The organism is Planktothrix pseudagardhii (genome assembly GCF_904830925.1).
Lineage (GTDB): Bacteria > Cyanobacteriota > Cyanobacteriia > Cyanobacteriales > Microcoleaceae > Planktothrix > Planktothrix tepida.
The window spans coordinates 2350899-2374562 of record NZ_LR882967.1 but is presented as its reverse complement, the minus strand read 5'-3'; the positions used below and the strand labels follow the sequence as shown (position 1 = coordinate 2374562).

Here is a 23664-nt window from a genome sequence, read left to right as displayed (position 1 = left end):
CCCTAACTCCCTGATGCAAGTCTGATTCAATTCTAGCTCAACAGGAGAATCAGAAACCAGGTTTCTTCCTTAAATCTGGATTAGGATAAAAAGATTGTTGCACCAAACCCGACTTCTTGGAGTCTCTAACCACGATAAACGTCTCGCCGATGTCTGACGCGCATGATACGGACTATTCTATCTTCATCATTGATAGTATAAACAACTCGATAGTCACCGATGCGAATACGATAGAAATTATCGCTTCCCTTCAACTTTACTACCCCTTCTGGACGAGGTTCTAAACTCAAACAATCAATCGCCTCGCTAATGCGTAACTGAAGATCAAGATCTAACCCTCGTAGCTCTTTAGCTGCTGACTTTTTAAAACGGACAGCATAACCTTCATTTGACATTAGCTTCAGCCTCAATTTCCTGCTTTAACTCTTCCCAAGACACCTCCTCCTCATCCTGACGCGCATGAGCCACCAACAAATCATAGAAGTCTTCCCACAACTCACCCCACTCTGTTAAATCAATTAATACCGCCTGCTTTTCCCCAGCATCATTCACAACAAATTGAATCCCTTTCATGATTTTTTTCCTTATAGGTTAATTGATTTTATTTTGACTGATGCTAATCTGATTCAATTCTAGCTCAACAGGGAAATCAGAAACCGGGTTTCTCCATTAAATTTGGGTTAGTTATTTATCTTTAGTCCCAAATTCTTTGAATTGGATAAGCATCGAAAGCAATATCTTTACTCAAAATCGGGATATTCTCTTCGATAGATTGAACAATTAACAGTCGATCAAAAGGATCTTTATGATAAAATGGAAGGTGGGATAATAGCCTTATTACAGATAGTCCTGAAAATCATCTAAAGGTTGATCAAAATCATCAGACATGGAAATCCGATCTTGATCACAACCAAATAAAAGCGGGCGTTGGTTAGCAGGAGAAAATGGAGTAATTTTAATCGTTTGATGATTATTTTTAGTAATCAGAATTTCTTCTCCAGCAAAAGCCATATCTATTAGTTCCAAAATTTGTGGTAAGGCTTGGTTAATATCAATACTTTTCATGGGTCATACCTCCTATCAATGCAGCTTGATTTTGGATTTTTAGAGACTCTGCTATTTCTCAAACTTGATTAAAATTGGCTTTTTCCATAATAGGTTAATTGATTGTATTTTGACTTGGAGAATCAGAAACCGGGTTTCTCCGTTAAATCTGGGTTAGGATAAAAAGATTGTTGCACCAAACCCGGTTTCTTGGAGTTTAGTTTGTTTTCGTTCCTCTAAGGTACTTTTCTGGTTGATTAAGATTGACGTTTGCTCAGTCGGCTACCGAGTACAGTTAAACCAACCAATGCTAAACCCGCAAGACTACCCGGTTCAGGAACATCAATTTTACCCTTGAGAGCAACACCATCATTGCCACATTCTAGGAAAATACTAGCCATATAGTCATAGTTGCCATCGGCGAGTCCTAAATCGGATTTATTGAGGCTAAAACCCATAGTTTGTGTTCCACTAGCTTTGAAGAATCCAAAGTCAAGTCCTTGATTTTGTAAGTCTTTAGCAGACAAACTTCCAATATCACCTAATTTCTTCGCACCAGAGTCAATCACATTCAGAATTGTTCCGTTACCAAAATAACTGTAAACAGATGCTTTTGTAGCAAGGTCAGTCCCTTGGGTGTTGGCTTTATCAAATCCAGCATTGTAATACTGTAGTAAGCTGTTGTAGCCATGATTTACATTTGTAACGCTGACACCTTTTACGTTACCATAAAGCCCGGTTGTGGCAACTTGGGAGTCATTCGTTCCCGCAAAACGAACTCCAAATAAGCTCTTTTGGCTGCTGGCAGTTGTAAAGTTTTTGTTAGTGAAGTTTAAGAATAAGTCGCCCCAACCAATATTTCCATCAGCCGCTCCTGAATTAGCCACACCGTTCAGAGGTGTTCCACCCGTGAGGGCCACAAAAATGCTATCGCTGGTTTCTTTAGTGGCAATTCCTCTAATATTAAAGGATTCACCGCCAGATCCATCGAGAAAGGAATCAATTCCGTAGTTCCATCCATTATGGAGTTGTCCAGCAACAGCCGGAAGACCGTTTACAGATACGAAACAAAGACTGGCTACTGTCGTTCCGATTAATTTTTTCAGGGTTGAAGTTTTCATACGTTAACTCCTGGGTGATTAGGGATTGCGCTTTTTTCTTTTCGATAAATACACTATAGTAAATTGTTGTTAAAGGTTTGATGTTGAAAACCCCAAAATTTGTAAAGTCTTTGTAAAAATAATAAAAATCTAGCTGTATCAATTTTTTTACTTTTACTCCCTTAGATAAATTATAGCATTCACCAGACCCATTAGTACAAAGAGTGATGCTGAAAGCTTTACAGTGAAGTCTTTTCGTCTCTGTTCCCTGCTATATCTAAAAATCTAAAATCAAGAGAAAATACTGATAATTTTTCTTGAAATTTAACTTTTCAATAACAAAGATAAATTTTATCCGTGTTATTACGGAGTCAAATTCTGAGTAGTTCAATATTAATAAGTTATCATCTCAAGCTGTCCCTCTCATGGATTAACTTAATGTTAATGTATAGGAAACCCATGAAGGAGGTTAAGAGTTGCGGTTAAACACCCAAATTCAAGGTCAAGGGTTCCCGATTATTTGTTTACATGGACATCCGGGTTCTAGTCAATGTATGTCTGTGTTTACAAACCATCTTTCACAACAGTATCTCACCCTAGCACCAGACTTAAGAGGGTATGGAAAAAGTCGCACCCGTCAGCCGTTTGAGATGGAAGATCATTTACAAGATTTAGAAGCACTTTTTCAAAACTTTGATCTGGAGCAATGTGTGATTTTAGGATGGTCATTAGGAGGAATTTTAGCCTTAGAATTAGCATTAAAATTTCCCGAAAACGTTAAGGGTTTAATTTTAATTGCGTCCGCCGCCAGACCTAGAGGAAATCATCCTCCGATTTCTGGGTTAGATTATGTTTATACCGGTTTAGCCGGACTGATTAATTGGGTCTTTCCCAGTTGGCGATGGAATATTGAACTGTTTGGAAAGCGATCGCTATTTCGCTATTTAATTCAACAACATCATTCTATTGCTTACCACTATTTAGCACAAGAAGCAGTTCCAGCTTTTCTACAAACCTCTGGGTTAGCGACTCAAGCCTTAAATCAAGCCTTAAGATTAAGCTATAATCGTTTAGAACATTTACAACAGATAAACTGTCCTTGTTTAGTTTTAGCTGGAGAATGCGATCGCCATATCACAGCTAAATCTAGTCAAGAAACCGCAGAATATTTACCTAATTCTCAGTTTTATTCTTATCCGAATACTGCTCATCTATTCCCTTGGGAAATACCTGAAACGATACTCACTGATATTGATAATTGGCTCGCCCAATATGTTAATATCGTTAATACAAATTAAATTCTTATATGAAGTCCTTAAATGTGGGCTAAAAATCATTGATCGGATGGCTAATCACTTTTTCTCACCTCCTATTTCCTATTTTCTTTTCCCTTCTGTTCCCTGTTCCCTGTTCCCTCCTATATTAATCAATTTTCTGATGAATAGGAATCTGGATCACAAATTCAGTTCCCTGATTAGGGATTGAAATACACTTCAATTTTCCCCCATGTTTTTCTACAATGATTTGATAACTGATAGACATTCCCAGTCCAGTTCCTTTTCCGATGGGTTTCGTTGTAAAAAAGGGATTGAAAATTTGTTGCTGAATATTCTGAGGAATTCCAATTCCATTATCACTGAGCGAAATTTGCACCCACTCGGAATCTAGCATAGAGGTTGAAATTTTAATTTGATTATGGATTTTATCAGTTAGCGGGATCTGATTTTCTTCTAGGAAATCATTTTCTGTACGAGATTTTTCTTCTAAAGCATCGATCGCATTCGTGAGAATATTCATAAACACTTGATTGAGTTGTCCCGCGTAACATTCCACTAAGGGTAAATTTCCGTAGTCTTTGATTACCTCAATTTCTGGTTGTTCTGGACGAGATTTAATCCGGTGTTGCAAAATTAGTAAGGTGCTATCAATTCCTTCATGAATATTGACCGGTTTCATTTCTGCTTCATCAAGACGTGAGAAATTCCGCAGAGTCAGAACAATTTCCCGAATTCGACTTGCACCCACTTTCATCGATGATAACGTTTTAGGCAAATCCGCAATTAAAAAATCGAGATCAATCTCCTCAATAAAGTTTTGAATTTCTGGATTATTAGGATTAGAATGTTGTTCATACAACTGAATTAAATTGAGTAAATCTTGAATATATTCATTGAGGTGAACGAGATTCCCATGAATAAAATTAACCGGATTATTAATTTCGTGGGCGACTCCTGCGACTAATTGCCCTAAACTGGACATTTTTTCATTTTGAACCACTTGCGCTTGGGTATGCTGCAATTCACTTAAGGCATTTTTGAGTTCCATTGTCCGTTCTTCTACTCGCTCTTCCAGTGCTTCATTACTCTTTTCTAAAGCCGTAAAAGATTGACGCAGTTTCCCCGCCATATAATTAAAAGAATCAGTGAGTTTATTAAGTTCTTTAATCCGACTTCCTTTGACAATTTGGTCTAAATTTCCTAATGCCATCAATTCACTGGCTTGATTCAGTCGAAAAATGGGACGTGAGATCCAACGGGAAGTGAAAATACCCATCATAGATGCCACAACCAAGGCGGCAAAACATAACCAAATTGTTGTTTGAGTATTGGCGTTGATTTGTCCCATAAATGCACTTTGCGGAACACTCACCACCACTAACCAATCCAATCCATATTGGTCACGCCAAGGAGTAATATGAACATAATAGGGCTTGTTTTGAAAGTCAAATTCAAGTTCTTTTGTTTCAGTAATAGTATCGAAACTTTTGAAGCGTTGCTGAAGTTGTTTGGCAATTCCCTGTACAATGGGATCGGGACTATTTACCGCTTTTAAACGCTGTACTTTATCATTTACGAGGATAAAGGGCTGGTTTTTACCCGAATTAGCAATTAACATCCCATTTCGTTCTAGGATAAAAACTTTTCCTGAGTGACTAACTTCTAAACCCTGTAAAAAATTGCTGAGTTTCGAGAGATGGATATCCGCACCTACCATCCCCAATAAACGATTATTTTGATCATAGATTGGGCGACCTGTAGCTGCTGTGATGTAGGGGCCAAAGGGAGAATTCCAAGTATAAATTCCTGACCAAATCGGTTTACCTGCTTTTACAGGTTCTAAATACCAACTTTGTTCAAAGTTATTGTAATTATAGATGTTATTAACTTTGGTGCGATTACCCTGATTATCGGTGGCGTAGTTAATGCAATTGTTGGGTAGTTGAGCCGTCCAATCGTCAATAGTTATCGTTTTACCATCATAACGCGCTGCTCCCAAGCCTTCCCCCGTCGTCAGTGCGATACCAATGTAGGTGAGGTCATACGCTTGCATTTGATACCAGAAATATCGACCTAGGGTTTTGCGATCGCGCACATTCAGCAATCCCATCCGAATCCCATCCGCATTCATCTGACTCACCTTATGGGGAATTGATAAATAGGAATCTAAATGGTGATTGACAATGCTACTGGTTCGTTGCATTAACTGGTTCGCCAGGTCGTCCACCGCTTTCTGTCCGTTTTTGAAGGATAAATATCCCACTAAACTGACTGTTCCAAAGATTTGTACAACGAATGGAATAATCAGAACAAGCTGTAATGGAAGTTCTTGAAGTGTACTGAAGCGCAGCTTACGCATGAGCCAAAATTGGGTTTATAGAAGACAACTGATCATTAATTAAACCCTTAATAATCGGTAGAGCAGTAGATTAAGGCTGTCCAGAGAGAGCCGGAAGAATCCATGGTTCAACTCTGTTTCCCAAATCTTCTGCAATAGTTAGGGTATTCGGTTTACACCGTTTAATTCTAACTTTAATCCCTTGTGCACCTTCGGCTTCGAGATCTTCAAGATAACCAAATTGAGACGTTTGAGCTTCTTGTTGGGTCATAAATGGCCCGAAATAGTAGGTGCAGTTTGGGGTTTCTGTCAAAATTTCCACCCAAAACGCGAACCCAAAAGCGTTAAGCAAGCTAGTTAGAAGTTCTTTCATATTCATGATCAATGCTGTAGATTCTGAAGTTGTATCAATAAAATTCTGGGAAGGAATTCTAACTCATTTGTTAGAATTTACGGACTAGGTATAAACTTCAACCTAAGTCTTAAAAAACCTTCACATTTTGTTATACTCTGTTGTCTTTATTTTTTCAATCAACTGAGCAGAATCTCTATCTGTGGAAATCAACCCTGATTCCAGAAATTTTAGCCTTAAACCAATCTTTTAATCAATCAGAACATCGGATCAAGAGTTTCCAAGTGGGCGTTTCAGGTCAAATTTATTCGGAGAAGGAAACAGAACAATTGTTGGGAAACAGACCTGAAAACTCTATAGGTATGAAATCAAGAATAAACGGGGTTATCATTGAATAGTTTATTTGAACAATGATAACCCTAGAGCATCCGTTTATACCTTTTTTCAACTAAAATCGGAAGCTTGGAAATTCCTTTGACGATAAATTTCGTACAGTGCCATTCCGGTTGCGACGGAAACATTTAAACTGGCGGTCTCTCCTGACAAAGGGATCGACACTAAAACATCACACTTCTGTTCAATTAAATGGCTTAATCCTTCTCCTTCATTACCGACAACTAAAGCGATCGCCCCATTAAATTTTACCGTTGGTAAGGTTTCTGTAGCCGTGGCGGAAGTGCCATAAATCCAAAATCCGGCTGCTTTTAAGTCTTCTAAAGCACGGCTGAGATTAATAACTCTCGTGACGGGAAAGGTTTCTAATGAACCTGCTGCAACTTTCATCACCGTTGAGGTGACACCAACCGCACGGCGTTGAGGCACAATTAAACCTTGAGCACCAATGGCTTCTGCTGTACGAATAATTGCCCCTAAATTGTGGGGATCTTGAATTCCATCAGCAACGATCACAACAGGTTGAGAACTTGTAGCTTTAGCCGTTTCGATTAACTCATTCAGGTCTTTATAGCTATAGGGGGAAATTTGAGCCGCTATGCCTTGATGATTAGCACCTTGGGTAACTTGATCTAAGCGTTGATAGGTGACTTCATTGAGAATTGCACCGTTGGCTTTTGCGGTTTGCAATAATCCGAAAAATCGGGGATCGGATTTGAGTTGAGAAACGACCCAAATTCGACTCAGCGATCGCTCATTTTCTAAAGCCGATTGAACGGTACGTCGTCCATAAATTAACTCATTTTCAACATCAAAGGACTCTACAGATTCATCTGTAAATTCTGGTTTGCTCTCTTCAATAAATCGTTGACTTTTATGAGGAGAATGTAAAGAATGTCTGTGTGTCTGAGGTTGACGTTCATCTAAGAACTTACTCGGTTTTTCTCGTGTTAGTTGTTCTGGTTGGGAACTAGCAAAAGATTCCTTTCTGTCTTGAGCAGATTTCCGATAGTTGTCAGATTGTTCATCTGAAAAACGGTAGGATTTTCTATCATCGGAGAATCGGGAAGACTTTCTATCATCTGAAAATCGGGAAGACTTTCTATCATCTGAAAATCGGGAAGACTTTCTATCATCTGAAAATCGAGAAGGCTTTCTGTCATCTGAAAATCGAGAAGGCTTTCTGTCATCTGAAAATCGAGAAGGCTTTCTGTCATCAGAGAACCGGGAAGGCTTTCTATCATCTGAGAATCGAGAAGGTTTTCTATCATCGGAGAACCGAGAAGAGTTTCTGTCATCTGAGAATCGGGAAGGTTTTCTGTCATCTGAAAATCGAGAAGGCTTTCTGTCATCTGAAAATCGAGAAGGTTTTCTGTCATCTGAGAATCGAGAAGGTTTTCTGTCATCTGAGAATCGAGAAGGTTTTCTGTCATCTGAAAATCGAGAAGGTTTTCTGTCATCTGAGAATCGAGAAGGCTTTCTATCATCTGAGAATCGAGAAGATTTATTGTTGTCTCGTTCTCCCGATTTAGACCGATTGGATGGTTTTTTAGAAGATCTTGATGGAGAGTTAGAACGACTAAATTTTGGCATAATTCCTTGTGAGATTATTTGAGAAACGTTGCTAATTGAAATCAATACTAGAAGAGAAAATGAGCGTGTATGTTCTGATGAGAACCTCTTAATAAAATTTGAACTCTATTACAATAGGACAACTTCAAAGTAACCCAATTTCTGATAAAAAATCGTAGATTAGATAACAAGAAATTTACGAACTAACTGGGTTTCTGATTGAAGAATACGGTTGTTGATCCCAATTAATAGTTTCCTCAACTAAGCTTTAGTTTAAGCTGAATATCTGTTCTGAACCTGATTCAATAAACGACTCTCTCATTCAATTCAATGGTGCTTGATTCCCCAGACCCGATCTTAACAATCAGTTGTTAGAGTAACAGCTTATGAGTCATTCTCCTTCTTTAGAATCAAGCTCAAGATAATTAAACAATTCCTCTAAACGTTGCGGATTCGTTAAATACAAATACCCAAATAAGGCTTCTAAGCTAGTGGCTTGTTGGTAAGTTTTGGGATCGAGTCTTTTGGGACGTCCAAAAGCTGCATTTCGACCCCGGTTCAAAATTTCTAATTCAGGTTCAGTGAGGTGAGGTTCTAGCGATCGCAAGTGACGAGCTTGGCTTTCTGCACGAACTTGAGACACCACTAACTGATGATACAGATGCGATCGCTTTGGGGGCATCAGATAAAAACTACGAATATACAGTTCATAAACGGCATCTCCTAAATAGGCCCAAGATGCTGGAGAAATCCGTTGAACTTGTTCTGGTGATAGGCTTTGATGAAGCATTTGATCCAGAGGTAGAGACTAACCAGAGGGAACTAGCTAGTCGTTAAAAAATAGTCGTAAAAATTGTTTCACCCTTACCTTATCCCATTGACTCGGTATCCTCACCTGATCGGGGTATAGATACTACCCCATCGACTCTCACACCTAGGCATTTTTCACGTTCTCGATCGCATCGTCTACAGATGGCTGTAAAGAGAGAAACTTTTCCAAGCGAACCAATTTAACAGTTTGAGTTACACGAGGATTGGAAACAATCTGTAAAGTTCCGCCGCTACTTTGCGCTTTTTTCACAAGCTGCACGAGCGCCCCTAATCCCGAACTGTCTACAAAATCTATCTGAGAGAGATCCAATATAATGTGCTTGGGGCCCTTTTCAATATATTTACCCACCACTTTACGAAAGGTGCCTTCTGAGAAAGCATCCATCAATCCAGTGAGGCGAAAGAGTTGATAGTTGTCTTTAGTATCCCGTGTACCCCGAAGGCTCACGGTTAAATTCAGTTGCTCAGGAATGATACCCTCCTAACTACATAGAACTTGACATCGCCGATCTAGTATAAGGGCTTTTTAATAAAATGTCTACTGAATTAGGAGGGACAGAGCCGTTTAATTTTGTTCTTTCTGGTGTTGCATCGCTTGAACAAAACGTTCAAACAAATAATCAGCATCATGGGGGCCAGGACTGGCTTCCGGGTGATATTGAACCGAAAACAAAGGTAAAGTTTTGTGTTTTAATCCCGCAACAGTACGATCATTCAAATTGAGGTGAGTAATTTGTACATCCTCAGCAATGGTATCAGGATCAATAGCAAACCCATGATTTTGGCTAGTAATTTCAACTTGTTGTTGTGCTAAACCAGCCGGTTGATTTAAGCCTCGATGACCAAATTTTAATTTAAACGTTTCTGCTCCCAAGGATAACCCTAAAATTTGATGACCCATACAAATCCCAAACACGGGTTTGTCAGACTTAACTAGGGCTTTTGTTGTGTTAATCCCTTCGGTAACGGCGGATGGATCACCAGGGCCATTAGACAGGAAAATCCCATCGGGATTGTATTTGAGAATTTCTTCCGGGGGGGTATGGGCTGGAACGACAATCACTCGACAGCCATAACTCGCTAACCGTCGCAGAATATTGCGTTTTACCCCAAAGTCTAAGGCGACAACTGTATAACGCGGTTGTTGATTTCCCCCAACAGATTCACTAAACTCCCAAGCGGTTTCTGTAGGTTCCAACCATTCATAAGCTTCTTGGGTTGTAACTTCTTTCACTAAGTTCAACCCAGCCATACTAGGAGCTTGTTCGACTAAATTTCGCAGTTCCCCCGGATCTAAAATTTCCGTAGAAATCGCCCCATTCATCGCTCCAACAGTACGGATTTTCCGAGTCAGGGCGCGGGTATCAATTCCGTAAATACCGGGAATATTGTGCTGTTTTAAATAGTCCGGTAAGGACTGAGTGGAACGCCAATTACTCGGACGGTGACAAATATTACGAGCAATAGCCCCTCGAACATGGGGAAACGCGGATTCTTCATCGTCGGGGTTAACCCCAGTATTGCCCAACTCTGGATAGGTAAAGGTGACAATTTGTCCACAATAGCTGGGATCAGTCAATACTTCTTGATATCCGGTCATACCCGTATTAAAGACAACTTCCCCAATGACGGTTCCTGGAGCGCCAAATGACCAGCCTGTATAGGTGGTTCCATCAGCCAGGACAAGTAAAGCAGGTTGTGCAGAGGTCAGGGACATTTAATTTGGTCTACCTTTAATCTGAAATCACCTCAATATTATTCCAGACATTCTCTGAACTGACACATAGATCTTGTCCTGTGTTGTCATTACCTGACTTTAGAGAAAAGGGAACAGGGAACAGGGAACAGGCAATATAGGCAATAGGTAACAGAGGGACATTGAACTTCTTTGACCATTCTTTAACTTCTTTAATATTCGGCTTCCTAATAACTAATTTGCAGGGTGACGGAGGCTCTGACTTGTTGTTCTCCTCCGACAACGGGAGTCGGTGGGGCTGCTGGTGCCATCGCATCTGCTTTATACATAACAGGCATGGGAACTGGGACACTGGCATTATTGACTTGAATACCGATAATTTCTCGGCGGGTTAAATTTAATGCACCTAAAACCGCATTGGCTTGACGTTCTGCTTCTTGGGTGGCGAGTTTTAAAGCTTGTTGTTGGGCGGCGTTAATTTCAGCTTCAGACGCGACGAAACTCACCCCATCAATACGGGTCGCCCCGGCTTTAACGGCATCATCTAATAAACTGCCGACTTTTTCGGTTTTCAACTTAAAACTGACGGTATTGGTGGCAGAATACCCGGTTAAGCGTTGTTGATCGTTAGTATAACTGTAGGTGGGGTTGAGGCGAATTCCGGTGGTTTCCAGTTTCTCAACATTGCGCGATCGCAGTAATTCTATCACCGCATTCGTTCGTCTGGCGGCTTCTGTTTGCACTTCTTCGGCGGTTTTCCCCAAGACTTCAACCCCTAACTGAACTTGGGTTTGGGTCGTTGGGATCATGACTACACCTTCCCCACTGACGGTTAGGGTTCTAACCCGTTGTTCTTGGGCAAAAACAGGAGCAATGAAGGGGATGCTAACTAATCCTAAACTTAAGGATAATGCTGTAATCAGGCTCCAAGGATTAATCGAACAAGAAGATTGATTGAAGGACATTGTGGACGTTCTCTCAAGTGCGAAAGGGGTATAACCATCAGGATAGTAGCTTCTTATGTAGAAGTTGTTTCTACCCTAGCTGTTCCTCGATTTCGCTCAATTATCCTCAAATTCGGGATGATCTCTGTAGAGACGCGCCTGGGCGAAGCCATGCCGTAAGGCTATTGGCGCGTCTGTATTTGCATGGCGCGTCTGTATTTGAGGTTCAATAGCGCGTCTGTATTTGGGTTAATGAGTTACAAATGATCAACTTGACGCTCTAGTTTATCTTGAATATTTTTAGGAATATTGCTTAATAAATCTAAACCCGTATTGGCTTCAATATCATCCACAGAAACTTGATAAGATTTCCAATTCTTTTTTAAGGAATTTGAGTTGGGAATTTTGACAGCAATCACACGGGTATTTTCCGTAATTTTTTGATTAGCTTGATCTAAAATAACAATGACTTTCCAATTCCATTCAGGAACAGTTATATTTCCTTTGGCAATAGTTCTAAGTTTGCCAGAACCCCCGGCAATAATATATAATTCTTTTCCTTCTTGAGCTAGATCTCGGCAGTGTTGTTCTAAATCACTCCAAATGCCTCGATTTAATTGTGGGGCTTGGGGAATAATATTAGTGAGAATAAATGTAGCACTATTATGTTCAGAGGTATTGGTGCGATCGCCAGAGGGAACTAAATGACCTCGATCATAACCTGTTCCCCGATAATCATTGGATTGAACTTGATACCATCCGGGAGGTAAATTTTCATCGGGTCTAAAATTATTTTGACGTTTAACCGTTCCTAACCAAGATTGATTCAAGTGCCAACTCACCCAATTAGCTGTTCCAGTTTTGCTATTATAAGATAAAACAAATTCGGGTTTTTCGATCAAAAAATTAGTGGAATTTTGAGGATCAGCCGTTGCTTGACTAGGGTTGCCCAGTTTCAGATGAATATCTGAGGCTGTGGGTGGGTTAAACAGAATTTGACATCCAGTTAATGTTAATACAGCAGCGAATCCTAGATTAAAAATTTGTAAAATATTTAATTGAACTAGATCTGTGGATTGGTTTTTTGTAGAAATAATTTTTAAATTAATCAATAAAGCCATAATAATATTATTCATGGGAATCCTTGGGTTAAAATACTTACATTACTTTTTAATCTATTTTGGTTTAGGTTTAGGTTATTAAACTCAAACCTGATTTTTTAGCCCAAAATATTATAGATCATTTTTCGTTATTTAAAGATTTTGTGAAAAAAAGTAAAATTTTATAAAATCGAGAAAAACAGTAGCCATCATAGGATAATAGTGCTACAATCAAGACGGTTTAAAATCCATCTTATAGGAATTTGTAATTCATCTTAGATCAATCGGTATGACTACGCTCAAAAATTACTATAGTATGTTACAAGTTAACCCCACATCGACAGCCTCAGAAATCAAACAAGCCTATCGTCGATTAGCAAAAATCTTTCATCCTGATAGCCAAACTCAATCAGCAGATCATGACCGAATTATTCAGATTAATGCAGCTTATGAAGTATTAAGTGATCCACAAAAACGCCAATCCTATGATCGACAACTGGGTTTAGAAGTTAATCCGTATTCTAACGGTTTTGAACCCTCGATTTCTAAAAAACAACAACAAAAAGCTACGGAAGCTGATGCAGAATTAAACGGTTGGATTAATAAAGTTTATAAACCCATTAATCGTTCGATTAATCAAATTTTAAAGCCTCTAAAATCGGAAGTCAATAAATTATCTGCCGATCCCTTTGATGATGAATTAATGGAAGCTTTTCAAGCTTATATAGAATTGTGTAGAAACGCTCTCAATAAAGCTCAACAATTATTCCGTTCTCAAAAAAATCCCTCCCCTGTCGCTGGAGTTGCAGCCCATATTTATTATACCCTCAATCACTTAGATGACGGACTCAATGAATTAGAAACATTTACCCTCAATTATGATGATTCTTCTCTACACACAGGTCAAGAATTCTTTAGGATTGCCTCTCGTTTACGTCGAGAAGCCCAGGAAGAAATGAAAAAAATTTGCTAATATATAAAGGTGTTATAGTTTAACCTATCTAGCGATCAGCAACAGGAGAATTAATTATTATGTCACCAACAAGATGTGCTTCCGGGGTTTGTATTAGATTTGCAAGAAATTTGGAATATCGGTTAAAATATAGAAATACTAATTAGTTAGGAAATTCAAAAATCAAGTTGTAGATCTGAATTTTTAACAGTTACTAATTGCTGCGGACAGATTACAGTAATTCTTGATGTGAGTGCAAAATCACTAGGATTAAAGGTTAGAATATGTGTAATATTATTGGCAAGCATGACGGCAATAAGGCGAACATCGTGAGTACGTTTTCCCATGACTTTATCCGTTGTAACCAAATCTAACCAATTTAAAAAAATTTGTGGGAATTCTTCTAATAAGGGAAAATGATTGAGAAGCTCATCTATAATGTTTCTTGTTTTGTCTGTAGTCCATCCTAAGCCATTTACTTCGATTGGTCTTGTAGCAACAACCCAAAGTTCAATTAATACTTGTCCAGTCAAAAAACATTCATCTCCTTGGTTTAGCAAATAAGATATTGCTTCTGTGGCAAGATCATGTTGCACATCTGAAGGGTTGCAAAAACGCAAGATAACATTGGTATCGAGCAGGTATTTAATCATTCTTCGTAAATACACTCACGGCTAAAGGCTTCATCGGGTAAGCTCACACTGGTTTTAGGGAGTTGAGAAATCCAATCACGGAATTCTATAGCCCGTTGTGTTGGTGTTGCTTTTTGCCACAATGGAACAAAAGATGATGTCACTTGACTAGATTGAGATTCCATCAAACTAATGAAATTGGCAACTTTCTTGAGTTGATCTTCATTGAGTTTGTCTAATTCTTGTTTAAGTTTTTCTCGTAGCATAACTAATGGTGGGGTAGAATTCTATTGATTATATCCTAAGCTTAGTTTCTTTTAGTTTAAGAAATCGAATTTTTGACCGTTCTTGAGCAACTGAAACAAGATTTTTTTATGAAAGTTGAGTTTTTTCTAAAAAAAGCTTAGAATAAATTTACATAACTTAACAACAGCAATCTGGCTTGCATTTTTATGGAATGCGTGATCACTCGTCGGGCGCAATTTTCCGCTAGTCATCGGTATTGGTTGCCCGAATTGAGCGCCGCCGAGAACATTGAGCGGTTTGGCCTCACATCCCGCGCCCCTGGACACGGACATAACTATGTTTTGTATGTGTCAATGGTGGGAGAACTCGATGAATATGGTATGGTGCTGAACCTATCGGATGTCAAACACACCCTAAAACAGGAAGTTACCGACCATTTAGACTTCGCCCATCTTAATGATGTTTGGCCGGAATTTCAGCAAACCCTACCCACTACGGAAGCTCTAGCACGGGCAATTTGGCATCGGTTAGCCCCCCATCTTCCCCTAACGAATATTCAACTATTTGAACATCCTGAACTCTGGGCAGACTATCAAGGAAACGGCATGGAAGCTTATCTAACACTTAGTACACATTTTAGCGCCGCCCATCGGCTGGCTCATCCCGACCTCAGTTTTGAGGACAATTGCGAAATTTATGGCAAATGTGCCCGCCCTAACGGTCATGGTCATAATTATCATTTAGAAGTCACGGTGAAAGGAGAAATTGATCCTCGTACAGGGATGATTGTAAAATTAGAAAGTTTACAAAAAGTGATTGATGATTATGTGGTAGAACCCTTTGATCATACTTTTTTAAATAAAGATATTCCCCATTTCGCTAAAGTTGTGCCAACGGCTGAAAATATTGCGGTTCATATTCGAGATTTATTGCAAAATCCCATTCAAGAATTAAGGGCAAAATTGCATAAAGTTAAATTGATTGAAAGTCCGAATAATTCCTGTGAAGTCTATTGTACAAATACAGAATCTGAGCCTAAAACACTTCAAGTAAAACAACCTGTATTAGCAAAGGTTTAATTAGGGGGTTGAAAACTCAAGCAACCGGGTTTCTAGTCATCATCTCTTGGAAAAATCAGGAGTTTTGGTCAAGAAACCCGGTTTCTGTATCAGTCCTAAAATCCTGACAAAGCTCTGTCAATTCGTAATATAGACTAGCACACCCAAATTCCACATCCCTTTCCTGTTGTTGAGTTTTATAAAGGGTTGGCAAAACTTTTATCCCACACGAGTTGACACCTATGCGGTTATCGACAGTTACCCTTTTAACCTTAGCGGCTTTTGTTGCTCAAGACTCCTCAACTGAGGCGAGTCCTATTCCTAATCAGGCGACAAATGCTTTACCTCATGCTTCCGAGTCGAGTCAAGCTGCTAATCCGGTCGAGATGATGGCATTAACTCCTAGTTTAGCAGTTAGTATTCCCGAAATGATGGAAAGTCCATCCTTTTCCTCAACGGAATTTTCTCCAAAAGATCTTACCTCTGTATCTATCACAAATGTACTTGATCAAACTTGGTTAGCGGAATTGGTTAAAATCGGTAATGGGGAACACCAAAGCCAGATAAAAAGCCCGATTTCTGTTGCACAACTGAGTCCGAGTTCCGCGTTAAATTATGAGTTTAGTCAAACCATTACTTTACTGAATACTTTATTAATTGTTGCCACCTTAGTTCCCAGTATAACAATTTTATTCTTTTGGTTAGTCCGTCGTTTGATTGTTAAAGAAATTGTGGCTCAAGCCCAGAAAAAATTAAATCATATTGATAATTTAGAAGCCCAATTAAAAGCGTCTAAACAACGCTATCAACAGTTAATTAAAGAATTAGAGTTTCAAATTACAACGACCCAGGAATCAATTAATTTTTTAAATCGGGAAGCGAAGGTTTCTAAATCTTCTATTGAACAGGTAGAAACCCTCAAATCTCAATTTATTTTACGTTTACAAGGAATGATTTCTGAGGTTCAAGACCTCAAAGAGCAAGCATTAAAAGAATTAGAAGAAAAAACCAGAGAAACAAAACAATCTATCCTTCCTGAAACATCCGTTTCGTTGAATGGTTTATCTCCCTCTTCCCCTTCAACAGAATCTTTACCTAAACAATCCATTAATTCTAGTATTGTACAGACAACGAAACCTTCTCAATCTTCTGAATCTATGATTGCGGATGATTATTTAAAAAAAGGGGAAGCTTTCTTAGTTGAAGGCCAGTTTAATCAGGCTTTAAATTGTTTAGGACAAGCAATTAAAGCCAATTCCCAGTTAGGGGAAGCTTGGTTTAAAAAAGCAACAATTTTAGGTCGATTACAACGGTATAATGAAGCTTTGATTGCTTATGAGAAATATCTAAATTTATACCCGGATAAATATGAAGGTTGGTATAATCGAGGTAATATTTTAGTCCGCTTACAACGGTATAACGAAGCTATTGAATCTTATGATAAAGCGATTAAAATCAAACCAAATGATTATGAATCATGGCATAATCGAGGGGCAATTTTGAAAAAATTTAAACGATTTGATGAAGCTTTAGAATCTTACAATAAAGCTTTAGAAATTTCTCCTGATAAATATGAAATCCTGCACAATCGAGGTAACGTTTTAGCAAAGTTACAACGCTATGAAGAAGCGATCGCTTCTTATCAACAAGCCATCAAACTCAATCCTAACAAGTGGGAATTATGGTCAAATCAAGCTAATGCTTTATCAGCTTTAGAACGTTATGAAGAAGCATTAGAAGCATTAGAAAAAGCTTTAGATTTAAAACCAAATCATTTTGAACTGTTGAAAACTCAAGGTAATCTTTTAGGGAAATTAAATCGAAATTCAGAAGCTTTAGATGCCTATCAAAAAGCAATACAGATTAAACCTGATAGTTATGAAACTTGTTTCCAGTATGGAGAAAATTTAGTAAAATTAAAACACTATGCAGAAGCGATTACTCTGTATGAACAAGCCATTAATTTAAAACCTGATTCCGCAGCATCCTGGCGTTCTAAAGGAATGTGTTTAGAAAAATTAGAACAATATTCTGAAGCTTTGGCTTCCTATGATGCAGCCCTTTCCTGTCAGTCTGATGATGCAGAAACCTGGCGTTATCGCGGATCTTTATTATCTAAATTAAAACAATATCCTGAAGCTATTTCATCATTAGGAAAAGCAATTTCTATTCAAAAAGAACTCAGAACTGCCAAAAATCCTGCTATTAGTTGAGCTTCCTAACCCTCCCCTGAATGAGGAGAGGGCTAGGGATAAAGTTAAACATTATTATCACAAATCATAACAACCGTTAGGGAAAGAGTACCTGAAAGAGTCTAACTTTCATTAAATTAGATGTAAGTGACTTAATCGGGCTTTAAATCGAGCCGGATTTAAAGAATTAGTGGGTAAAGTTTCCCCTGTTAAAATTATAGTTTTCAAAATGCCAAAATGAACTTCCAATAGATCAAATCTTTGGCGTTCAAGTGCGGGACAACCCCATTGAGTTGAACGACGATGGAAACAGGGTTGCAGAGTTTGGGAAACAGGAATACAAGAGAGTGGCTGGGATTGAGATTGCATAGATTTAATACAGTGGCTATTCCCCTCAATCATGTCTGTGTAAGTTCTGGAATTCTGTGGTAACAATCTCAATCCTTCGTGAATTTGATCCGTAAAACCACTGTATTAGATCAAAGTTAAAATAAGGCTAGGATCGGATTACTCGGTGATTAACATCACAACAACCGTGAAATTACCAAGGAATCGGTTGGCGATCGCGCCAAAATCCTCCAGTCGGTGTATCATCAGTGCGTGTAGCTAACCAAACAACCGTATCCGCCCCTTGTTCAGGAGTACGGGGTGCATTCGGGCCACCCATATCGGTTTTGACCCACCCTGGACAAATAGAATTCACTGTAATCCCACTACCTTGGAGTTGAGCCGCTAAAATGGTGGTTAAGCCATTTAAGGCAACTTTAGACAGGCGATAGGCGACTGCATCACTTCCCATGGTGCTGAGTTGACCCATTCCCGAAGACACATTAATAATTCGTCCTGTGTTGTGAATTTGCATCAAAGGAATGAAGGCTTGACAAACAAGTAAAACTCCATAAACATTGGTTTCCATTGCTAACCGAACTGTTTCTAAATCGGTACTTAAAATATTGTTTTGGGGAGGGTCAGGATAAATTCCAGCATTATTAACAAGAATATCAAGACGACCAAATTCTTGACGAACCCATTCTGCTAACTGTTGACTACTTTGTTTTTCTGTCACGGTTAGAGGAGCAGAAATCACATCTAATCCCTGAGATTTAAGTTCTTCCGCCGCTATTTTTCCCTTTTCGGGATCACGACTGGTTAAAATAATTTTAATCGAATGTTGAGCCAGTTGGCGACAGGTTTCAAATCCGATTCCTCGATTTGCACCCGTTACAACAGCAATTTTTGACATATTTTTGCTTTCCCAGGAAATTAAACAGATGGTTTAATTTTAAAGCAGAGTTAATCTGTTTTGTCATCCTCCCAAGAATAGATTATACAACTGTAAAAAACTCAGTTTCTGCATTGAGATAGTCTATGAATTTTCAACCCCTGATCAACCGACCCCATACAACCGTTATTTTAGCGATGAGTGCTGATGGTAAAATTTCAGATGAAGGGCGATCGCCTGCTCGATTTGGTTCTGAACAAGATAAACGACATTTAGAACAACAAGTTGCACAAATGGATGGGGTTTTATTCGGTGCTGGAACTTTAAATGCTTATCAAACTACAATCAGAATTACCGATCCTGAATTATTAGAAACCCGAAAACAACAAGGAAAACCTTCTCAACCGATTCAAATTGTGGTGTCTGGTTCAGGAAAGATTAATCCCAATTTTCGGTTTTTTCAACAACCTGTTCCCCATTGGTTATTAACAACAACAAGAGGTCAAGAATTAGGAGAAAAAACTAAAGGGTTTGAAAAAATTATCATTGCTGACAATAATTTTAATGAAATTGACTGGATAATAGCGTTTGAACAATTCCAAAAATTAGGATTAAAACGATTAGGAATATTAGGCGGAGGTCAACTTATTTTTACTTTATTAAAACAGAATTTAATTGATGAATTCTGGTTAACGATTTGTCCGTTAATTTTAGCGGGGAAAAATTCACCCACTCCCGCCGATGGAGATGGATTTTTATCCTCTGTTGCTCCCCGTTTGCAATTATTAGAGGTTAAAACCCTTGGTCAGGAAGTGTTTTTACATTATCAAGTGAGTTACACTACCTTACAGGAATAATGCGTCCCTAATCATTCTTGAGACAACATGGTAAAACCCTTAACATCCTCTTATTCTACCCGTTGGATTAATACGGTTGCCGAAGTCCCTCAAACGGCTTGGGATGCCCTTGCCCAACCCTTAATCACGCCTTTTTTTGAGTGGGATTGGTTGCATAATATTGAATCATCAGGAAGCGCCACTGGACGCACAGGTTGGCTACCTCATCATTTAACAGTATGGCGAGATCAACAATTAGTTGGAATTGCACCTTTATATGTTAAAGGGCATAGTCGAGGAGAATTTGTTTTTGATAATCAATGGGCGGATGTTGCCCATCAATTAGGAATTGAATATTATCCCAAACTATTAGGAATGTCGCCTTTTACTCCGGCAGAAGGCTATCGATTTCTGATTGCACCGGGAGAAAATGAAGAAGAAATTACAGAGTTAATGGTGCATTCTATTGATCAATTTTGCATTGGAAATAAAATTTCTGGCTGTAATTTTCTCTATGTTGATCCCGACTGGAAACCGATGTTAGAAAAGTTTGGTTTTGCTTCTTGGTTACACCATAGTTATATTTGGCAAAACCAAGGATATCAAACCTTTGATGATTATTTAAAAGGTTTTAATGCCAATCAGCGACGCAATATTAAACGGGAACGTAAAGCAGTTAATCAAGCCGGATTACAACTCCAAACCCTGACAGGGGATGAAATTCCTAAAGCCTTTTTTTCTCAAATGTATCACTTTTATGCCAGTACCTGTGATAAGTTTGGTTGGTGGGGAAGTAAATATTTAACGCGCAAGTTTTTTGAAGAATTACATCATAATTATCGCCATCGAGTGGTATTTGTTGCAGCGTTTGATGATACAAATCAACATCAACCTGTGGGAATGTCCTTTTGTTTAACCAAAAGCGATCGCTTATATGGTCGTTATTGGGGAAGTGTTCAAGATATTGATTGTTTACATTTTGATGCTTGTTATTATTCTCCCATAGAATGGGCAATTAATAACGGAATTTCAATTTTTGATCCGGGCGCTGGAGGTCGTCATAAAAAACGTCGAGGTTTTCCAGCTACACCGAATTATAGTTTACATCGATTCTATGATCAACGGTTGTCTAAAATTTTGCAATCTTATATTGGCAGAATTAACGATATGGAACAACAGGAGATTGATTATATTAATCAGGATTTACCGTTTAGTCAGTAGAAATTTGGTGCGTTGAATTAAATTTAAAAAGCTTTACATCTTTTGAATTTAAAAACGCAGCAAATCGCAAGTTAATACTGTAGAGACGTGCTATGTCTCGTCTCTCGTAATCCTGTATTATTAACAAATTATTCAATAATTTATATTGAGTCCTGAAGGACTCACTACGAGTGGGAAAAAGCGATCGCTATTTAGAATTCCTCTATTTTATGATAATATTGAATTTATTGCATCGTGCCATCCTCACCCCAGTCCTTAACCATGAGTCAATGCCTTAACCCAGATTGCCTCCAACTCAACTCTCAAACAACAATTTTTTGTCAAAAATGTGGCTCGAAATTACTGTTAACAGATCGATATCGAGCTTTAAAAATATTAGGTCAAGGAGGATTTGGTCGAACATTTCTAGCAGTTGATGAGCATAAACCGTCTCAACCCTATTGTGTAATTAAACAATTTTTACCGCAAGCTCAAGGCACAAATAATCAACAAAAAGCCGAGGAACTGTTTAAACAAGAAGCGATACAATTAGAACAGTTAGGCAAACATCAACAAATTCCTGAATTATTCGCCTATTTTATCCAAGATCATCGTCAATATTTAGTTCAAGAATATATTGAAGGGCAAAATTTAGCTCAAGAATTAACCGAAATTGGAGCATTTTCAGAAGCTAAAATTATTAATCTGTTAGGAGATTTATTACCTGTTTTAGCATTAAAGTTAATAATACTTTGGGTCAAGTCTTAGATAAACTCTTACAACAGGGAACTAGAAAACGTTTTCAAACGGCTCAAGAAGTATTAGAAGCATTACAATTAACAGAAAAACCGATATCACCACCAACACCTCAATTTACACCCCAACCAACAGTAAAACCTACACCCCAACCGGATATAGAATTAAAGTCAGCTAGAGGTGTTAATTATCATCAATTAGAGCAACTTTTGAAAGCCGGAAAGTGGAAAGAAGCTGACAAAGAAACGACTAATAAGATGTGTGGAGTCGCCGGAAGAACAAAGGCGGGATGGTTCAGGGCTGAAGATATTAGACATCTCCAAAATAGAAAAAAGGAGGGGTAAAAAGATGATAAAATTAAATTTTACCCCGGATTAGAGATGAGTAAATTAAGAGACTATCTGGACAAGAATCCCCAGCAAGCAAAAAGGCTATTAGGGATGGAATATGAACAGATGATAGAACTCATTCAAGCTGCGGAGTTATTAGAAGAAGAAAAACGACAGGAAAAAGAAAAAACTAAAATCAGGTTGATTAAAGCAGGTGGGGGTCGTCGGCAGAAATTATCTGTGGAGGAACAAATCTTACTGACTCTAATTTATCTGCATCAAATGCCCACATTTCAAATGTTAGGGTTACAGTTTGAAGTCAGTGAATCAACAGCGAATGATATTTTCCATAACTGGATAAAAATCTTGAGAGAATTACTACCAGCGAGTTTGCTAGAGCAAGTAAAAAAAAACGAGAGTGATTGGGAGTGGGTAGAAAAAATTCTGGTGGAATTTGAGTTAGTAGTAGATAGCTATGAACAGCCCAGGGAAAGACCAACAGACAATGAAGAGCAGAAAAAATATTACTCAGGAAAGAAAAAGACACATACCTTTAAAAATCAAGTCATTGTCATGCCAAATGGAAAAGAAATAGTGGATGTAGCTGTGGGTTATACCGGAGCAACAAGTGATCTGAAATTGTGGAGAGAAAGAAGCCAGGAATTGGGGAATAATCAAAAATACAGAGGGGATAAAGCTTATGTAGGAGAAACAGCAATTAATACACCACATAAGAAACCGAGGAATCAAGAGATATCGGCTGAAAAGCAAGAAGAAAATCGATTAAAAGCTAAACAAAGGATTGTAGTCGAACATTTAATAAGACTGATAAAAATTTATCGAGTTGCTTCAGAAAGATTTCGGTTAAAGAGGCAAAATTATGAAGCAATAATCTTGACAGTATGTGGATTAATAAGATGGCGAATAGGAGCGATTGTATTACCATCTAAGAATTGCCCAGAATTCTTTTGAGAAATGATTGCATATCAGAGATAAAATTCATTAGTTATTATTAATGTGACTGAAAAAGCCTATGAATCCGTTACTTTTGGAGAAGCCGGCACAGGAGTGCTAGAGATTCCAAAAGTAGCGATAGAGGGCATTTGGAGATTTTCGGAGATGTCTATTGATAATTTTCCCTGTGAGGATTTACGCACGATTGACCAACTTTGGGTCAAATATAGCAATGGACGCTTTGGCTTTTCGGTACAGAAGCGCATTTATCAAAGTCTGGGAGGAACCCGGAGTTATGATCCCAAAGTCTGGGAAGCGTTTGGTGATCAGGTCGGTTGGCGTGTAGGAGGTAGCTGGTTGTACTACAGTGAGCTAGAATTCAATCAGACAGCAGATATAAGCCATCTCCCTTGGGTTGATTGGTTGTGTTTTGGGGGTTGGGATGGGGTTGTTTTGGCTCCATCCTTCTTCGCATCGAGACTTGTAGACTGTAACATATAACGCTTTTAACCCGACAGCGTAGGGGCGAGGCGCGCCTCGCCCCTACAGGGGATTAATAGGGTTGCGGGTTTCCGATAGGGTCAGAAACCGGGTTTCTTAATTGCGCTTTTTGTTAGTAGCTGATATTAACGCAGAAACC

General features: G+C 38.6%; 26 protein-coding genes and 1 pseudogene. 10 read left to right on the top strand and 17 right to left on the bottom strand.

The features are described 5' to 3' along the window. Window positions 1–125: 125 nt before the first annotated feature. The 4 genes from NMK36_RS09995 to NMK36_RS09980 form a co-directional block, all read right to left on the bottom strand. On the bottom strand, window positions 126–395 hold the full coding sequence (locus tag NMK36_RS09995) for a type II toxin-antitoxin system RelE family toxin (RefSeq protein WP_254173652.1): 270 nt from the start codon (window positions 393–395) through the stop codon (window positions 126–128). Continuing rightward, on the bottom strand, window positions 385–573 hold the full coding sequence (locus NMK36_RS09990) for a hypothetical protein (protein WP_254173651.1): 189 nt from the start codon (window positions 571–573) through the stop codon (window positions 385–387). Before NMK36_RS09990 ends, NMK36_RS09995 begins: the two co-directional genes overlap by 11 nt. Before the next feature lie 264 nt (window positions 574–837). After that, on the bottom strand, window positions 838–1065 hold the full coding sequence (locus tag NMK36_RS09985) for a type II toxin-antitoxin system Phd/YefM family antitoxin (RefSeq protein WP_072722168.1): 228 nt from the start codon (window positions 1063–1065) through the stop codon (window positions 838–840). Window positions 1066–1301: 236 nt separating this feature from the next. Then, window positions 1302–2165, bottom strand: coding sequence for an XDD3 family exosortase-dependent surface protein (locus NMK36_RS09980; protein WP_254173650.1), 864 nt, complete (start codon window positions 2163–2165; stop codon window positions 1302–1304). A gap of 455 nt (window positions 2166–2620) precedes the next feature. Between NMK36_RS09980 and NMK36_RS09975 the strand changes: the two genes are divergently transcribed. Next, entirely contained in the window at window positions 2621–3442 is an 822-nt protein-coding gene (locus NMK36_RS09975; protein ID WP_254173649.1) for an alpha/beta fold hydrolase, read from the top strand. A 124-nt stretch (window positions 3443–3566) separates the two neighbouring features. On the opposite strand, the gene NMK36_RS09970 is transcribed toward NMK36_RS09975, so the two are convergent. The 9 genes from NMK36_RS09970 to NMK36_RS09930 form a co-directional block, all read right to left on the bottom strand. Continuing rightward, the gene (locus NMK36_RS09970) at window positions 3567–5780 is read right to left on the bottom strand and encodes an ATP-binding protein (RefSeq protein ID WP_072722171.1); all 2214 of its coding nucleotides are present in this window, start codon (window positions 5778–5780) and stop codon (window positions 3567–3569) included. A 70-nt stretch (window positions 5781–5850) separates the two neighbouring features. After that, the gene (locus NMK36_RS09965; RefSeq protein ID WP_222425283.1) at window positions 5851–6132 is read right to left on the bottom strand and encodes a DUF1816 domain-containing protein; all 282 of its coding nucleotides are present in this window, start codon (window positions 6130–6132) and stop codon (window positions 5851–5853) included. A gap of 423 nt (window positions 6133–6555) precedes the next feature. Next, complete coding sequence (gene rlmB, locus NMK36_RS09960; RefSeq protein WP_367997210.1) at window positions 6556–7299, bottom strand: 23S rRNA (guanosine(2251)-2'-O)-methyltransferase RlmB; 744 nt, start codon at window positions 7297–7299, stop codon at window positions 6556–6558. A gap of 155 nt (window positions 7300–7454) precedes the next feature. Then, window positions 7455–7991 (bottom strand): hypothetical protein, encoded by a 537-nt coding sequence (locus NMK36_RS09955; protein ID WP_254175237.1) that lies wholly within the window; start codon window positions 7989–7991, stop codon window positions 7455–7457. Between the two features lie 476 nt (window positions 7992–8467). Further along, entirely contained in the window at window positions 8468–8866 is a 399-nt protein-coding gene (locus tag NMK36_RS09950) for a Mini-ribonuclease 3 (protein ID WP_072722174.1), read from the bottom strand. 144 nt (window positions 8867–9010) lie between these two features. Then, window positions 9011–9367, bottom strand: a complete 357-nt coding sequence (locus NMK36_RS09945) for an STAS domain-containing protein (RefSeq protein ID WP_072722175.1) — start codon at window positions 9365–9367, stop codon at window positions 9011–9013. Between the two features lie 105 nt (window positions 9368–9472). Then, a complete protein-coding gene (gene carA / locus NMK36_RS09940; protein WP_072722176.1) occupies window positions 9473–10624 on the bottom strand; it encodes a glutamine-hydrolyzing carbamoyl-phosphate synthase small subunit in 1152 nt (383 codons plus the stop codon). A gap of 206 nt (window positions 10625–10830) precedes the next feature. Further along, complete coding sequence (locus NMK36_RS09935; protein WP_072722177.1) at window positions 10831–11568, bottom strand: SIMPL domain-containing protein; 738 nt, start codon at window positions 11566–11568, stop codon at window positions 10831–10833. 236 nt (window positions 11569–11804) lie between these two features. Beyond that, window positions 11805–12683 (bottom strand): DNA/RNA non-specific endonuclease, encoded by an 879-nt coding sequence (locus tag NMK36_RS09930; protein ID WP_254173648.1) that lies wholly within the window; start codon window positions 12681–12683, stop codon window positions 11805–11807. A gap of 253 nt (window positions 12684–12936) precedes the next feature. Between NMK36_RS09930 and NMK36_RS09925 the strand changes: the two genes are divergently transcribed. Continuing rightward, a complete protein-coding gene (locus NMK36_RS09925; RefSeq protein ID WP_072722178.1) occupies window positions 12937–13620 on the top strand; it encodes a J domain-containing protein in 684 nt (227 codons plus the stop codon). 155 nt (window positions 13621–13775) lie between these two features. Here the strand turns inward: NMK36_RS09925 and NMK36_RS09920 are convergent, their stop codons facing one another. Beyond that, the gene (locus NMK36_RS09920) at window positions 13776–14252 is read right to left on the bottom strand and encodes a type II toxin-antitoxin system VapC family toxin (protein ID WP_254173647.1); all 477 of its coding nucleotides are present in this window, start codon (window positions 14250–14252) and stop codon (window positions 13776–13778) included. Then, window positions 14249–14497, bottom strand: a complete 249-nt coding sequence (locus tag NMK36_RS09915; RefSeq protein ID WP_254173646.1) for a hypothetical protein — start codon at window positions 14495–14497, stop codon at window positions 14249–14251. Before NMK36_RS09915 ends, NMK36_RS09920 begins: the two co-directional genes overlap by 4 nt. Before the next feature lie 186 nt (window positions 14498–14683). On the opposite strand from NMK36_RS09915, the gene NMK36_RS09910 reads away from it, so the two are divergent. After that, the gene (locus NMK36_RS09910) at window positions 14684–15556 is read left to right on the top strand and encodes a 6-carboxytetrahydropterin synthase (protein WP_072722179.1); all 873 of its coding nucleotides are present in this window, start codon (window positions 14684–14686) and stop codon (window positions 15554–15556) included. Window positions 15557–15777: 221 nt separating this feature from the next. Continuing rightward, the gene (locus NMK36_RS09905) at window positions 15778–17748 is read left to right on the top strand and encodes a tetratricopeptide repeat protein (RefSeq protein ID WP_254173645.1); all 1971 of its coding nucleotides are present in this window, start codon (window positions 15778–15780) and stop codon (window positions 17746–17748) included. A gap of 111 nt (window positions 17749–17859) precedes the next feature. Here NMK36_RS09905 and NMK36_RS09900 read toward each other — a convergent pair whose 3' ends face one another. Together NMK36_RS09900 and NMK36_RS09895 are read right to left on the bottom strand one after the other, a co-directional pair. Continuing rightward, window positions 17860–18096 carry a hypothetical protein gene (locus NMK36_RS09900; RefSeq protein ID WP_139295160.1) on the bottom strand — a complete coding sequence of 79 codons (237 nt, stop codon included), beginning with the start codon at window positions 18094–18096 and terminating at the stop codon, window positions 17860–17862. A gap of 172 nt (window positions 18097–18268) precedes the next feature. Then, complete coding sequence (locus NMK36_RS09895; protein WP_072722182.1) at window positions 18269–18970, bottom strand: SDR family oxidoreductase; 702 nt, start codon at window positions 18968–18970, stop codon at window positions 18269–18271. A gap of 125 nt (window positions 18971–19095) precedes the next feature. On the opposite strand from NMK36_RS09895, the gene NMK36_RS09890 reads away from it, so the two are divergent. From NMK36_RS09890 to NMK36_RS09870, 6 genes and pseudogenes are all read left to right on the top strand, one after another. Further along, on the top strand, window positions 19096–19806 hold the full coding sequence (locus NMK36_RS09890) for a RibD family protein (protein ID WP_254173644.1): 711 nt from the start codon (window positions 19096–19098) through the stop codon (window positions 19804–19806). Window positions 19807–19833: 27 nt separating this feature from the next. Then, a complete protein-coding gene (locus tag NMK36_RS09885; RefSeq protein ID WP_254173643.1) occupies window positions 19834–21006 on the top strand; it encodes a GNAT family N-acetyltransferase in 1173 nt (390 codons plus the stop codon). 261 nt (window positions 21007–21267) lie between these two features. After that, window positions 21268–21717 (top strand): annotated as a pseudogene (locus NMK36_RS29105) (protein kinase domain-containing protein); the annotation flags it as partial. A gap of 20 nt (window positions 21718–21737) precedes the next feature. Then, on the top strand, window positions 21738–22085 hold the full coding sequence (locus NMK36_RS29100; protein ID WP_438822819.1) for a GUN4 domain-containing protein: 348 nt from the start codon (window positions 21738–21740) through the stop codon (window positions 22083–22085). Between the two features lie 36 nt (window positions 22086–22121). After that, window positions 22122–23042 carry a transposase gene (locus NMK36_RS09875; RefSeq protein ID WP_254172698.1) on the top strand — a complete coding sequence of 307 codons (921 nt, stop codon included), beginning with the start codon at window positions 22122–22124 and terminating at the stop codon, window positions 23040–23042. 45 nt (window positions 23043–23087) lie between these two features. Then, window positions 23088–23525 (top strand): GUN4 domain-containing protein, encoded by a 438-nt coding sequence (locus tag NMK36_RS09870; protein ID WP_438822818.1) that lies wholly within the window; start codon window positions 23088–23090, stop codon window positions 23523–23525. The last annotated feature ends 139 nt before the right edge of the window (window positions 23526–23664 follow it).

What these genes read in the sequence shown, in the direction of transcription:
- NMK36_RS09995 (WP_254173652.1), bottom strand. Translation starts at nt 395, where the DNA reads ATGTCAAATGAAGGTTATGCTGTCCGTTTTAAAAAGTCAGCAGCTAAA.
- NMK36_RS09990 (WP_254173651.1), bottom strand. Translation starts at nt 573, where the DNA reads ATGAAAGGGATTCAATTTGTTGTGAATGATGCTGGGGAAAAGCAGGCG.
- NMK36_RS09985 (WP_072722168.1), bottom strand. Translation starts at nt 1,065, where the DNA reads ATGAAAAGTATTGATATTAACCAAGCCTTACCACAAATTTTGGAACTA.
- NMK36_RS09980 (WP_254173650.1), bottom strand. Translation starts at nt 2,165, where the DNA reads ATGAAAACTTCAACCCTGAAAAAATTAATCGGAACGACAGTAGCCAGT.
- NMK36_RS09970 (WP_072722171.1), bottom strand. Translation starts at nt 5,780, where the DNA reads ATGCGTAAGCTGCGCTTCAGTACACTTCAAGAACTTCCATTACAGCTT.
- NMK36_RS09965 (WP_222425283.1), bottom strand. Translation starts at nt 6,132, where the DNA reads ATGAAAGAACTTCTAACTAGCTTGCTTAACGCTTTTGGGTTCGCGTTT.
- NMK36_RS09955 (WP_254175237.1), bottom strand. Translation starts at nt 7,991, where the DNA reads ATGATAGAAAGCCTTCTCGATTCTCAGATGACAGAAAACCTTCTCGAT.
- NMK36_RS09950 (WP_072722174.1), bottom strand. Translation starts at nt 8,866, where the DNA reads ATGCTTCATCAAAGCCTATCACCAGAACAAGTTCAACGGATTTCTCCA.
- carA (WP_072722176.1), bottom strand. Translation starts at nt 10,624, where the DNA reads ATGTCCCTGACCTCTGCACAACCTGCTTTACTTGTCCTGGCTGATGGA.
- NMK36_RS09935 (WP_072722177.1), bottom strand. Translation starts at nt 11,568, where the DNA reads ATGTCCTTCAATCAATCTTCTTGTTCGATTAATCCTTGGAGCCTGATT.
- NMK36_RS09930 (WP_254173648.1), bottom strand. Translation starts at nt 12,683, where the DNA reads ATGAATAATATTATTATGGCTTTATTGATTAATTTAAAAATTATTTCT.
- NMK36_RS09925 (WP_072722178.1), top strand. Translation starts at nt 12,937, where the DNA reads ATGACTACGCTCAAAAATTACTATAGTATGTTACAAGTTAACCCCACA.
- NMK36_RS09920 (WP_254173647.1), bottom strand. Translation starts at nt 14,252, where the DNA reads ATGATTAAATACCTGCTCGATACCAATGTTATCTTGCGTTTTTGCAAC.
- NMK36_RS09915 (WP_254173646.1), bottom strand. Translation starts at nt 14,497, where the DNA reads ATGCTACGAGAAAAACTTAAACAAGAATTAGACAAACTCAATGAAGAT.
- NMK36_RS09910 (WP_072722179.1), top strand. Translation starts at nt 14,684, where the DNA reads ATGGAATGCGTGATCACTCGTCGGGCGCAATTTTCCGCTAGTCATCGG.
- NMK36_RS09905 (WP_254173645.1), top strand. Translation starts at nt 15,778, where the DNA reads ATGCGGTTATCGACAGTTACCCTTTTAACCTTAGCGGCTTTTGTTGCT.
- NMK36_RS09900 (WP_139295160.1), bottom strand. Translation starts at nt 18,096, where the DNA reads ATGCAATCTCAATCCCAGCCACTCTCTTGTATTCCTGTTTCCCAAACT.
- NMK36_RS09895 (WP_072722182.1), bottom strand. Translation starts at nt 18,970, where the DNA reads ATGTCAAAAATTGCTGTTGTAACGGGTGCAAATCGAGGAATCGGATTT.
- NMK36_RS09890 (WP_254173644.1), top strand. Translation starts at nt 19,096, where the DNA reads ATGAATTTTCAACCCCTGATCAACCGACCCCATACAACCGTTATTTTA.
- NMK36_RS09885 (WP_254173643.1), top strand. Translation starts at nt 19,834, where the DNA reads ATGGTAAAACCCTTAACATCCTCTTATTCTACCCGTTGGATTAATACG.
- NMK36_RS09875 (WP_254172698.1), top strand. Translation starts at nt 22,122, where the DNA reads ATGAGTAAATTAAGAGACTATCTGGACAAGAATCCCCAGCAAGCAAAA.